Raw genomic sequence first — 12,772 nt, 5'->3', positions numbered from 1 at the left:
AAATGAATAATTTGCTAATAAACACTTATATAAAACCACAAACACATCTTCATAATTGTTTTTATTTCATTCAAACAAGATTGATTTATTGTTTAATCATAATTTTTATTTTGTTTATACTAACACCAACTCTTTTTTATTACTTGGCACAATCAGAGAATAGCTTAAGAGAGAATAAAAAATCTACTTTAATACAAGATCTTACTCAACAAACGAAGTTATTAAGCACATTGAGTCAAAAATCTAATAGTCTTCATTTTAAAGATCGCATTTCACTCATAAATAAAGCCATTGAACAAGTTTTTACTGACCATAAAATAAAAATAGAACAACTACAATGGAATATTGATGAAAAGCAAATCATAATTACTGTAAACCACCAAGCAATACCATTGGGATTAGTTCTACTACAATTACAAAAAATACCTAATCTAGCTTATACCGAAATTAGCTTCTCTAAGATTAATCATCAAAATTTAGTTCAATTATATGCAGTAATGAAAATTACTGACTAATTAGGAGTTATTATGCAAAAAATAGTTATTCTTTTATTCTCTATTATTCCTATATTGGCTTATGCCGATCCTTTTTATGCTGATAATGAAAAAGAGCATAATCAAGAGCAGATAGCCAATACTGAAATAAATCAAGGTGTAAAAAAACATTGGGAAATACCCGCTTGTTTAAAAAATAAAAATACAGAGATTGTTTCTCTTTCCATACCGTTTAATGAACTAAAGTTTGTCGGTGTATTCAAACAACAAGATATATTCATCGCTTTATTTATAGATAAAGAAAAACGTATTACTGGCTTAAAAGAAAACCAATTAATTATTGATGATGCCATTCAAATAGAAAAGATAGATCTACAAAAGATAGATTATCTTGATTGGACAAAAAGCAATCACTGCATTCAACAGAATAAAATAACTATAAGTATTTAGGAGAAATTATGAAGTTATTTTTGATAATATTATTATTCTCTTTACCTGTGTATGCTGAAAATATCTCACTTAGATTAAAAGATGCACCTATTAAAGAAACATTAACCTTTATTGCAAACGAATTAGATAAAAATATTGCTATCGAAAATGATATTAACCATAATGTTACCCTACGCATTGAAAATAGTGATTTTGATAAAATCCTTAACAGTATAGGTAAAATAAACCAGTTACATATTAAAAAAGAAGATAACATTTATTTTATTGCTCATAAAAATGAAAATTCAGTTATATCTTCTATTACGGATCATCATATCGAAAATAATCGTCCAGTCTTACCTAAACTAACGACTAAAAGTATTAAACTCTATTATGCTAAAGCATCTGAAGTCATTGATTCTATTACTAAAGGTGCAGGAAATCTATTATCTGAGAATGGTTATCTTCATTTTGATGATCGCAGTAACAGCATCATTATTAAAGACACACCTTCTTCTATTAAAAATATCACACAACTGATTAAACAACTTGATGCTCCGACTGAACAAATTGCAATTGAAGCCCGAATTGTTACCATCAGTAGTGAAAACCTTAAAGAATTGGGCGTTAGGTGGGGAATGTTTTCTCCAACGGGCAACCATCACAAATTTGCAGGCTCATTAGAAGGGAATAATTTAACCACTAATAATTTAAATGTGAATTTTCCTGTTAGCAATGCAGCATCTGCCGTACTACAAGTTGCAACGATCAATAGCCGAATGTTAGATCTCGAATTAACCGCTTTAGAGCGAGAAAATAGTATTGAAATCATTGCAAGCCCACGCTTACTGACAACAAATAAGAAGGGAGCAAGCATTAAACAAGGTACTGAAATTCCTTATGCAATTTATGACAAGAAGTCAGAAACAACCGATGTTGAATTTAAGGAAGCTGTCTTAGGGCTGGAAGTAACGCCCCATCTTTCTGAGCATAATCACGTATTGCTAGATATGGTTGTTACCCAAAATGCACCTAATACTCAAAATGGTTTCAGTGCTTTAACCACAATAGATAAACAAGAGTTAAAAACGCAAGTCTTTGCTAAAGATGGTGAAACTATTGTTCTTGGTGGTGTTTTCCAACATCTAATTACTAAAGGCGAAGATAAAGTGCCTGTATTAGGGAGCATTCCTGTGCTTAAACATCTCTTTAGCCAAAGTAGAGATAAGATTTCTAAACGAGAATTGGTTATTTTTGTTACGCCACATATTATAAAATCACCACCAATTCAGTTAGATAATAAGAAATCTAAACAAAAATAATAGGGAATATGCTAGAATGCTCGGCTATTTTGAATAACGAGCCAATAAGGTAAAAAGCCTAAGCAAGCGGTATGTTATTCAAACCATTTTACACATTATATTCCTGAGGTTTTATGAAAGTTTCCCCACGCCGTAGAGCAAGAGAATGTGCTGTACAAGCCCTTTACTCTTGGTATATTTCACAAAATAGTATTGAACAAGTTGAATTAGCTTTTGTTACTGATCAAGATATGAATGGCGTGGATATGCCATATTTCCGTAAATTATTGCGTGGAACGGTAGAAAATATTGATGCAATTGATCACTCACTCCGCCCTTATTTAGATCGTGCAGAAAATGAAGTGGATCCAATCGAACGCACTATCTTGCGTTTATCAGGCTATGAATTGCAGTTTGAATTAGATGTACCTTACAAAGTTGTTATCAATGAAGGAATTGAAGTTGCTAAGGTATTCGGCTCTGACGATAGCCATAAATATGTAAATGGTATTTTAGATAAATTAGCACCCGCATTAGGTCGTAAATAGAGTGATAAAATGGGCGAGTTTGATCTGATTAAGCAATATTTTACCCGTAATAAGCGGTTAGATCGTGCGGATATTTTACTTGCTATCGGTGATGATTGTGCAGTAACACAAGTTCCTGCTCATCATCGTCTTGCAATAACCACAGATACTCTCGTCTGCGACACGCATTTTGTGGCTGATATTTGCCCTGCTGATTTAGCTTACAAAGCGATTGCAGTTAATTTAAGTGACTTAGCCGCAATGGGTGCAACACCACGTTGGGTTTCTCTTGCCCTAACACTCCCTAAGTGCGATCACCACTGGCTATCCCTTTTTAGCCAAGGGCTATTCCAAATTCTTGATGAATATGATGTGGAACTAATCGGTGGTGATACTACTAAAGGACATCTATCATTAACCATTACCGCACAAGGTTTTATCCCCCAACAACAAGGTTTATTTCGTCATCAAGCCAAGGTAAATGATTTAATCTATGTTTCGGGTTATTTAGGTGATAGTGCTGCTGGGTTAGATTTGTTGTTAAATTCAAAATCATCTGAACTCAATTCATCTCAACAATATTTACTCCAACGTCACTTAAAACCAACACCTCGTATTGCATTGGGTAAGTTATTATTAGATTATAGCCAATGTGCTATTGATATTTCTGATGGCTTGCTAGCAGATCTATCACATATCTTAAGCCGTAGCCAATGCAGTGCAGAGATAGATGTGGAGAAGCTGCCACTATCACAAGCAATACAAACAGAATATTCACACTCTCAAGCAATTGACTTCGCACTAACAGGTGGTGAAGATTATGAACTCTGTTTTACTATTCCTGAGAATAAGCAAGCTGATTTTGAGAATATCTTAAAAATACAGCAGCTAAATTGTTACTGTATTGGCAAAATAACTCCACAATCAGCAGAAAACATTCGTTTACTCAATCAAGGTAAAACAATTCCTTTACCTAAGCAGATAGGCTTTGACCATTTTCGTTAATTATGAACATCAACTTAAAAAATCCTATTCACTTTCTCGCCGTAGGTTTTGGCTCTGGGCTAATTAAACCTGCACCAGGCACTTGGGGTTCGCTCGTTGGACTACTACTTGCAATTTTTTTATGGAATCTCACCGCTTCCCCTTTATTTTTCATCGTATTATCAAGCATATCTTTTATTTTAGGTTGCTATATTTGTGAAAAAACAAGCCAAGATCTTGGAATGCACGATGATGGGCGTATTGTGTGGGACGAGATTGTTGCGATTTTCTGCTTATTTATCTGTTTACCCGAATATAATTGGATCTACTATATTTTAACGTTTTTATTCTTTCGTCTATTTGATATTATCAAACCTTACCCTATCCGCTATTTTGATCAACAATTAAAAGGCGGTCTAGGTATTATGTTTGACGACATTCTAGCAGCAATTTATAGCTTAATTTCACTCTATCTCATTTATTGGATTTTCTAATATGTGGACAATTTTCATCGTACAGTTAGTTGGCTTAATCAGCCCTGGCCCTGATTTCTTCTACGTGAGTCGAAAAGCAATGGGTGATACCCGTAAAAATGCACTGCTCGCTGCTATTGGAATCAGCATTGGTGTTGCTTTCTGGTCGCTATTGGTTCTTTTTGGGCTAGCCTTTTTGAATAAAATCTTACCCTCATTTCAGTATATTTTAATGCTATTGGGCGGTAGCTATTTGGCTTACAACGGCATCAAAATGGTACAAATTACTAAAAATGCTAAATTAGCCAATGACAAAACTAGCCACAGTAAGAGTTCTGCTTGGAAAGAAATTCTGGGTGGTTTGATGATCAATCTCGCCAATCCCAAAATTGTCGTCTTTTTTAGTAGCGTACTCGCAGGTTATGTATCAAATTTGGCTCAACTCAGCGATATTCTTTTAGTTTTGCTTATCTTAGTCGGGAGTGCTTTGGTGTACTTTTGTATTGTCGCTATTCTTTTTTCACATCAGAAAATCCGACAATTCTATACTAAATATAACCATTATTTAGACAATATCGCTGGGGTAGTTTTTATACTGTTCGGGATACGTTTGATTTACGAAAGTATTAGTACTTGGTTTGTGATTTAAAAGTTAGGGAGAATAAATTAATAAACAAAATTATACTCCCCAAAAATTAACCACTTATACTAAATATCCCCTAATACTCTTTCTCAAAAAATAAATTTAATTGATGTTTATCAAATGAGAAGAATTCAGGAATATTTGAATTGATTTTTTGATAGCGGTAATTTAATTTGGGCGTTACACCCCATAAATTCCATTCTTTTTTCCATATTGTAGCTGATAAATTCCATTCAGTATCTTTACGTTTTTTCGCAACAAAAAGATCATTACCTTTGAAGTAGCGTTTTGCCACCTGTAATGTTATTTGAGTAGAAAATAAATTTTTTATTTGAGATGATGCACCAAATCTTAATGAATATCTATTTGAACTATCTCTTTTTTGTTGTGTATTTTCAAATAATATATCTGAACCGAAATATATAACTGTTCTAGGTGAAAGTCGATGAACGAGTGTTCCAGAATATAACTGTTTATTTCGTTTTAGATTACTATTTTTATAACTTGTCTGGGCAAATTCAGAGCTAGTAGAAAATTGCCATTGATTAGATAATCTTCTATCAAATTCCAAACGAATACCACTTTCATTACTATATTGCTTTTGAGCATACCATCTTTTTTCATAATAAGGTAGAAAGGCAAATCTATTATTTGCATTTTGATATTGATACCCCAAATAAAACGTGTTGTTTATATCATTATATTCTTTGTTATTCCAATAATATTTTCCTTCTAATTCATTCTCAAAGTATATATTATGGTTATCGGTTATGTTATGAAGTTTATTTATATTTAATTGATATTGTATTCCTTCTGCTTTTTGTGGTAGTGATGATTCTGTTTTCTTAAATTTAGTTTTTCCTATATAGATATAAGGTTCTGATGACGCATTATTGATGTTGTTATCTTTAATATAACTAAACTTGATATTGAAATTGATGTCTTGTTTTTCTTTAATAGCTTCTTGATACAAAGAAATTTGATTATTTATAAAGTATGGTAAATCTTTATCTTTTAATTGATTAAGTTGTTCTCTTGCATTATTTAATTGGCTATCCTCAAACAACCATTGAGCAAGTTTAAACCTTACTTTATCTAAATAAGGGTATTTTTCTAAGAGATTAGCATATAATGTTATTGCTTTATTATAGTCTTGAATTGAGTATAAATAAGCTCCCTGAGCATAATCCTCTAGAATAAGATCCCGTTGTGGATATTTTCTATACATCTCTATAAGTTTAGGAATTAGCACTTCCTGTTTTTGATCAATGGCTAAATTTAGAAAATGCGAAATTAAATTAGGATTATCTGCCAATTGTTCATCATTGATTTCCGTTGAATAATCTTCTTTATTCTCCGAAATAGTTGCAGATAATTCTGTGAGTTTAGGTATAGCCACTTTTAATTCCCTATCAATAGCTGTATTCGGGTGCTGAGCTAAAATAGAGGTTGGTAATAAATAAATTAAAGGTAAATAATATTTAATGTTCATTTTTTGTAATAAAATATCCCTTTATTCTTTATTCAGAATAAAGGGAATATGCTTAGAATCTAATTTCACCACCAATAATATAGGTGCGGCCACGAGCATAATTTGTATAAGTATAAGCTTCTCCGCCTCTACCATCGCCTACAAATTGTGAGCGTGTTGCATTTTGACTATTTAGTGGGTCAATATAAAGTGAATTAAATAGATTTTGAACACTTGCTCTTAAGCTGAAATTTTTATTGATTTCATAGTTAGCATAAATATCCACAATCATTGGGTTTTGCGGTATCGTTTGAGTTTCTATTTTATCATTCGTACCTGCATTAATACCTTTTGGACTAATTCTTTTCACTTTTTGAGTGTATTTAATAATACTACCCAGTGTTAATTTCTTATCTAATAGTCTAGCGCCAAGGTCTAAAGTCGCATAGTGTTTTGGTAATTCATAAATATCACCAAAACCAAAGCCATCATTAGAGCTTTGTACGCCGATTGGCTGTGATGTTTTTTCATAGCTATAAGATAATCGTCCAAAGTATTTTCCACTATCGTAATTTAATTCCAATTCCACACCGCTTGTTTTAACAGGTTTAAGGGAATTAATAGATACTTGAGAATGGAAACTGCCACTGCCAACATCATTTATATCTTGTGTAAATTGCCCTGAATTGGAAATATAAAATGATTCAGAGGTAATAAAGTCTTTAATTTTACTACGATAGTAAAGTAGCTTTATACCTAATTTATCTGTATCTGTAAGCCAATTATGTTTGAAGGTATTAAAACCAATCTGATAGGTTTGTGCTTTTTCTGGGCGTAAGAATGGGTTCATTGAGCCACCACTCTCATTATTGAAAAAGACCTCTTGGATATTTGGCATTCGGGTGCTACGGCTATAGCTGATAAATGGGTTAAACCATTCACTAATATCAGCAGATAACATCAAGGATGGATCAACATAGTAATTGACCATATTGATGTTATAAGCACCTTGAGGGAAACACGGAATAGTATATTCTCCAACAGTGCCACAAGCAGGTTTAAAACCTTTAAAATTAGAGTAAGTGTAAGTTAATCCACCATCTAAAGTATAAAGAGATTTTTTCCACTGAGTATTAAGATAAACGCTTGCAATTCCTTGTTTTCCTGTAGGGGCAAAAGGAGTGTAATCAAAATTATCTTGATTCTTGCCTTTTGCTTTTCGGGTGTATTTGTTATTGAAGTAACTTGTTCCTAAAGTTGCTGTCAATTCACTGTTCCAAAAATTAAAGCTGCTCGTATTTTTTAAATCAACATAGTCAGATTTATTGATTGTAGAGGCATCCGTTAATTCCCATAAAGCAGATTCCTGATCATATTTTTGATTGTTTTTGGTGCTTGAAACTAATAGCTCTAGATCGATTAAATCAGAATCTGGTGTGTAGTGGTAATTTAGACTGTAATTTTTATTTTGAATATCCCTTCCACCAATATTGCTGTGGTAACCCCTTGCAGAAAGTAAAATTCGGTGTTGATCAGTAGGTAATAGCTCAATTTTAGCTAACCAAGATTCAGGGCGTTGATCCATTCTTTTGGCGTAAGCATTTTCTTTCGCATATTTACCATCACCACGTTTATAATTTGAACCTATTTTGCGTTGGCTATAAGCAAATAATCCGCCTACACTTCCTGTGGAGCTAAATGCATTCGTTTTACCTGCAAGAGCTAACATTCCGTTATAGCCTAAAGCATTGGTACCATAACTAAATTTAGAGCGAATACCGATTTTATTTCCTTTGAAAATAACATCATCGACATCAAGCGTTTTAAATGAGGCACTTCCTGCTAGAGCATTTACCCCTTGAGAGCCAGTTGAAAAACCTTTATTGATGCTCACTTCGGTTAAAAAATTTGGATCAATCATTGTTCCGTGTTGGCTGCTTGGTGGTAGCCCACCATCTTCATCGTGGAAACGGCGATCACCATTAGCGGATGTACCAAAAAAGGTTTGTGGCACACCATCAACTACTGTATTAACTCTACCAAGCCCAGCCATTCCACGAATATTAACAGTAACAGTACCTTGCACAGGGTCAATATTCGTATAAGTACCAGGTAAAGCACGTACAACACTGTCTAAAGATTGAAGTTGCTTTTCTTCACCTCGAATTGCAATTCCCCCTGCTTTAGTAAAGGCTTTATCTGCTTTTTGATCACCGACTTGCCCCGATACATTAATTTCATCAATTAACACTGGCGATGTGTCTGCTATTGCTGGGGTAATCCCCAGCAATGCATAGCTAACAAGTAATGAAAGTTTATTGAGTTTCATTATTTCTGTACCTCTGTTGCACCAAAGCTAATGAAATTTTCACCACTTTCTATTTTCCCTACGACTTCTTGTGCCTCAGGGCCAGCAAAAACACCAGAATATCCACCTGTTGTAACAGATTCACCATTAAGAGCTGTAAATTCTAGGCCTTTATCTTCACTCTTAAACCCAATAACACCATTAGCAATTTTAATATCAGCAGGAAGTAATCTAACAGCTAGAGTCCTATGTTGTTCTTCACGTTTTGCCATTTCCGCCTCTGATATTAGAGTGGTATAGCCTTCCTCCACCTCTTCAGAGTCTGTGGTAAATCCTTTCCAGCCAGCACCTTCATATTGAGCTCTACCACGTAGTAATTCGTCATTACGGTTAGTAATTTCACCACTGATTTTCATTGTTGAAAAATCCGCATTAAGTGTAATGTCCCCTAATGTAAAGTGATTATTTTCACGTTTTTGGTTACCGATAGTGTGGCCTTTATAAGTTGCTTTTACTTTTCGATCTAAAATCGCTTTGTCCGCTTTTGTTGGCACGGCAATATAAGCCGTAGGAGCATCAAGAGCTTTCACTACTTTACCATCTTCATCTGAGGAGGTAAAAGGAGCTTCTGCTTTGAAACTAAGATACGATGAGTACGTTTGATTTACAAAATGCGTTCTCATTACTGTTTGACCTGCCCCATTTTTGATAGCCAAACTTTGTAGCTTATGTGGATTAATTTCGGCTTTGGTTAAAAATGAAGGATCATAATCGGTCTCGTTTTGATTTTTACGCAAGTCCCTCGCTACGCCATTATCGGAATAACGTAAATCACCATCAATATAGGCAGCAGAACCTTCCTGAGACATTTTACCACTAGTTCCTAATGGATTATCCGCACTGGTTTCAGATGACGGTAAAAAGGCAGTAAGCTGACGCCATTTTACTGTTTTAGTTTTATCTAAAGCATACTCAATATCGTTTCTATTTGCATTATTGAGCGAAGCGTTTTCGCTTTTCTCTTTATCCTGATTATCAGGAGCAATATCTATCTTCGGACTTTCAGCCACTGGTGTTGATTTATTACTTCCACCAGAGCAAGCTGTTAATGAAGTTGCAAGAATAATGAATGCAATTGGGGTAAGTTTAAGTTTCATATAGCCTCCTAGAGCTTTTATTGTCGATAATTATCGTAATCAAAATTAATCGGAATATTGATTGATATTTTGTTGTTTTGAAGTAAATCAGCAGGTGGCTGTGGTAAAGGCGAAGAGCGTTTAGCGTTATCAATTGCTTCACGATCAAAACTTTCTTTACCACTGCTACTAATTACCGTAGAACTCAGTACATTTCCTTTACTATCTAATATAATTTGAATGACGGGTTTTCCTTTCCAACGTTTGCGTAGTGCTTGTTCAGGGTAGCGTAAACGTTTTTCTAAATGGCTTTTTACTAAGGCTTTCCAATTAATTTCTAAACTTGTTCCTCGGCTACTACTATTAAAATTTGAAGCGATCTTATTGCTATTGCCCGAAGGGGGAGCGGTTGCAATGTTACTCCCTGCGGGTGATTCTTTATCTGCAACAGGCAAGGTTTTCTTCTCTTTAGGTTGTTTTTTAGCTTCTCTATGTTTATTAGGTTTAGGCTCTTTTTTTACTTTCTCAATAGCTTTGGGTTTATCTTTTTCTGGCTTTACTGTTTTTGTTTCTTTTTGCTGTTTTACTACAATTTCAGGCTCTACTTCTGGTGGAGTCGGTTCTTCAATAACAAGCTCTTCTTCTATTTCAGGCTCTGTTTTAGATTCTGCTGGCTCTTCTATTGTGGTTTCCGTAGCAATTTGTTGTGGTGGACCAACAGGTAGCTCGCTACTAATCACAATAGATTGTGGCGGATCTGAAAAATCAACAATAACAGCGGAAGCAACAAGCTCATTTATCGTGATTTCTTTTTTATAAAAATAGTAGTAACCGAATAGTAAATGAAACAGTATGGATAATATAAAAGCACTGAACCATTTAATAATGGGTTTCTGATAAAATGAAAACATAAAACTCTTATTTTTAATTTGTTTGGTTTATTCCCATTAAACCTACTTTTAAATATCCTGATAGGCGTAATTGGCTCATTAGTTGCATTACCAAATCATATTTAACTTCTTTATCAATACGGAAAAATATGACTGTTTCTTTATTACCTTGAGTTGCAATTTCTAATTTCTCATTGATATTTTCAAAACTAATCAATTCATTCGATAAATAAAGCTGATTATCTGCATTTAAGCTTAAAATGATTGGTGTACCTTCATTTTTCTGCTCATTAGCTGAGCTTGCTGGCAAATTAATAGGAATATTAACTGTTGCTAAAGGAATTGTTGCCATAAAGATAATAAGTAATACCAACATTACATCAATAAAAGGGGTAACATTAATTTCACTCATTTCTTGTTGCTCATCATCATTATTTAATTTCATCGCCATTTTATTTTCCTTGTTTAGATTGAGAAATTTCACGGCGAATAACGAGCTGTAAAATAGCACTTGAATAAGCAAGTTGATCACTATAATGCTGAATATATCGGACAAATAGGTTATAAATAATAACCGCAGGAATAGCGGCTACCAGACCTAATGCTGTTGCAAATAAGGCTTCTGCAATACCAGGGGCGACAGCATAGAGATCAGTTGTATGCGTTTGTGCAATACCAATAAAGCTATTCATAATGCCCCATACCGTACCAAATAAGCCAATGAAAGGAGCGACAGATCCAATGGTTGCAAGTGGGCTAATACCGTAACGCATTTTTTGGCTTATCTGTTTTATTTGATGAAGTAAGCGATATTCAATTCGCTCAATTAAATCACGATCATAATAGTTGTCAGACGAACGAATTTCTTGTTCAATTTCATTAACCAGCTCATTTAATTTGTTTTTGTTTATTAGATTTTTCTTTATTTCAATAAAAGACTGATTTGGACTAATAAGTGCGATTGACTTTTTAATTTTTGCTAATGCAGAAACAACTTGAGCCGTTTTAAATATAAAAATCGTCCAAGTAATAATGGAGCAGATAATTAAAATCCAAATAACTGCTTTTACTACAATATGTGCATTTTCATATAATGTTTGTGGAGAAAGATCTAATGGTAATGTTGCTGTTGGTACAGTATTAGCAACACTATTTAAACTAAACAATAAACTTAAAATAAAAAATAATGATTTAAAATTCATTTAATTATCCTTATTCAGAAAGAATCCAAACATAATCACTATCTGCTTGGGTATATGTATGATTTTTATCTGATAATAAAATCGTAGTAAATTTTTGATTAGGTGATAAATCAGCTAAATGTTTTGGAACACCATATTGGCGATTAATATGATGATTGCCTGCAATCAATATATTTGGCGTATGGCTTTTCAATAGTTTTTCAGCCATTCGGCGATCTCTGAATTGCTGAACTTCTACCATTTTTTGAATATGTGGCTCATTTGCCTCACATTCGCATTGATGGCTTTGAATAATAATTTCAGCGAGTTGTTGCTTTACTTTTTTATCCGTAGAGACATATCCTTTGAGTGGCTCTGCTCCTCGCAATAATTGAGAAACTTCATCTTTGGTTAAGTTTGTTGCAACTAAAGCGTACTGGTGTTCAAATGGGTGCTGAACAATATCCTGATAAAAATCCCATTGCCAACTCGCTTGCCAGTTCAAAGAAGCGGTAAGATTTGAACGATATTTTGCAAAATCCATTGCGATACGATCGACTAAAGGCTGTTGATCTACCCTTAGCATTTCTAACAGCAAGGCTCCTTGTTTACGTTTTTGGTTAAGTCGATCAATTAGCCAATATTGTGCTTGATGATGAGAGAGATTATCGTGTTTTTCACCGATGAGCAGATATTGCTGAGAAGCAACACTCTCTAGCCATTGAACAGGTGTAAATGTTTTCCCTGTTCTTAAATCAATAATCTTACCTAATTTGTCAGCATTAACTTCTTTTACGGATTGTTGGCAGCCTATAATAAACAAGCTACAACTCACTAATAACAAGAATTTTTTTACCCACATATACAATAAAACAAAAATAATAATAATTATCAATTATATTTCTTTTGCGAGCTTATGCAAGTTTTTATAAGTT

At 33.8% G+C, this 12,772-nt stretch carries 14 protein-coding genes; 7 read left to right on the top strand and 7 right to left on the bottom strand.

Annotation, left to right across the window (positions count from 1 at the left end):
• The first annotated feature begins 2 nt into the window (after positions 1 to 2).
• From ACWIW0_RS03170 to ACWIW0_RS03140, 7 genes are all read left to right on the top strand, one after another.
• The gene (locus ACWIW0_RS03170; protein WP_454452172.1) at positions 3 to 515 is read left to right on the top strand and encodes a hypothetical protein; all 513 of its coding nucleotides are present in this window, start codon (positions 3 to 5) and stop codon (positions 513 to 515) included.
• Between the two features lie 12 nt (positions 516 to 527).
• On the top strand, positions 528 to 944 hold the full coding sequence (locus tag ACWIW0_RS03165) for a hypothetical protein (RefSeq protein WP_454452171.1): 417 nt from the start codon (positions 528 to 530) through the stop codon (positions 942 to 944).
• An 8-nt stretch (positions 945 to 952) separates the two neighbouring features.
• Positions 953 to 2,245 carry a type IV pilus secretin PilQ gene (pilQ, locus tag ACWIW0_RS03160; RefSeq protein ID WP_454452170.1) on the top strand — a complete coding sequence of 431 codons (1,293 nt, stop codon included), beginning with the start codon at positions 953 to 955 and terminating at the stop codon, positions 2,243 to 2,245.
• A 113-nt stretch (positions 2,246 to 2,358) separates the two neighbouring features.
• A complete protein-coding gene (nusB, locus tag ACWIW0_RS03155; RefSeq protein WP_157395486.1) occupies positions 2,359 to 2,772 on the top strand; it encodes a transcription antitermination factor NusB in 414 nt (137 codons plus the stop codon).
• Between the two features lie 9 nt (positions 2,773 to 2,781).
• Positions 2,782 to 3,756 (top strand): thiamine-phosphate kinase, encoded by a 975-nt coding sequence (gene thiL / locus ACWIW0_RS03150; RefSeq protein WP_454452169.1) that lies wholly within the window; start codon positions 2,782 to 2,784, stop codon positions 3,754 to 3,756.
• Entirely contained in the window at positions 3,756 to 4,229 is a 474-nt protein-coding gene (locus tag ACWIW0_RS03145; protein ID WP_454452205.1) for a phosphatidylglycerophosphatase A family protein, read from the top strand. Before thiL ends, ACWIW0_RS03145 begins: the two co-directional genes overlap by 1 nt.
• Position 4,230: 1 nt before the next feature.
• Positions 4,231 to 4,857, top strand: coding sequence for a LysE family transporter (locus ACWIW0_RS03140; RefSeq protein WP_454452168.1), 627 nt, complete (start codon positions 4,231 to 4,233; stop codon positions 4,855 to 4,857).
• Positions 4,858 to 4,927: 70 nt separating this feature from the next.
• Here ACWIW0_RS03140 and ACWIW0_RS03135 read toward each other — a convergent pair whose 3' ends face one another.
• Genes ACWIW0_RS03135 through ACWIW0_RS03105 form a run of 7 tightly spaced genes read right to left on the bottom strand, consistent with a single transcriptional unit; the run spans position 4,928 to position 12,699 of the window.
• Positions 4,928 to 6,343 carry a surface lipoprotein assembly modifier gene (locus ACWIW0_RS03135; RefSeq protein ID WP_454452167.1) on the bottom strand — a complete coding sequence of 472 codons (1,416 nt, stop codon included), beginning with the start codon at positions 6,341 to 6,343 and terminating at the stop codon, positions 4,928 to 4,930.
• Between the two features lie 52 nt (positions 6,344 to 6,395).
• Positions 6,396 to 8,651: a TonB-dependent receptor domain-containing protein gene (locus ACWIW0_RS03130; RefSeq protein ID WP_454452166.1), complete on the bottom strand. Its 2,256-nt coding sequence runs from the start codon at positions 8,649 to 8,651 to the stop codon at positions 6,396 to 6,398.
• A complete protein-coding gene (locus ACWIW0_RS03125) occupies positions 8,651 to 9,787 on the bottom strand; it encodes a hypothetical protein (RefSeq protein WP_454452165.1) in 1,137 nt (378 codons plus the stop codon). The genes ACWIW0_RS03130 and ACWIW0_RS03125 overlap by 1 nt, the downstream gene beginning before the upstream one ends.
• Positions 9,788 to 9,804: 17 nt before the next feature.
• Positions 9,805 to 10,677, bottom strand: a complete 873-nt coding sequence (locus tag ACWIW0_RS03120; RefSeq protein ID WP_454452164.1) for a cell envelope integrity protein TolA — start codon at positions 10,675 to 10,677, stop codon at positions 9,805 to 9,807.
• Between the two features lie 13 nt (positions 10,678 to 10,690).
• Positions 10,691 to 11,107, bottom strand: a complete 417-nt coding sequence (locus ACWIW0_RS03115) for a biopolymer transporter ExbD (protein ID WP_157395479.1) — start codon at positions 11,105 to 11,107, stop codon at positions 10,691 to 10,693.
• Between the two features lies 1 nt (position 11,108).
• Complete coding sequence (gene exbB / locus ACWIW0_RS03110) at positions 11,109 to 11,858, bottom strand: tonB-system energizer ExbB (protein ID WP_454452163.1); 750 nt, start codon at positions 11,856 to 11,858, stop codon at positions 11,109 to 11,111.
• Positions 11,859 to 11,868: 10 nt separating this feature from the next.
• The gene (locus tag ACWIW0_RS03105) at positions 11,869 to 12,699 is read right to left on the bottom strand and encodes a ChaN family lipoprotein (protein ID WP_454452162.1); all 831 of its coding nucleotides are present in this window, start codon (positions 12,697 to 12,699) and stop codon (positions 11,869 to 11,871) included.
• Between the last annotated feature and the right edge of the window lie 73 nt (positions 12,700 to 12,772).

It is taken from the genome of Ursidibacter sp. B-7004-1 (assembly GCF_053654055.1).
This window is presented reverse-complemented; position numbering and strand designations above follow the sequence as displayed.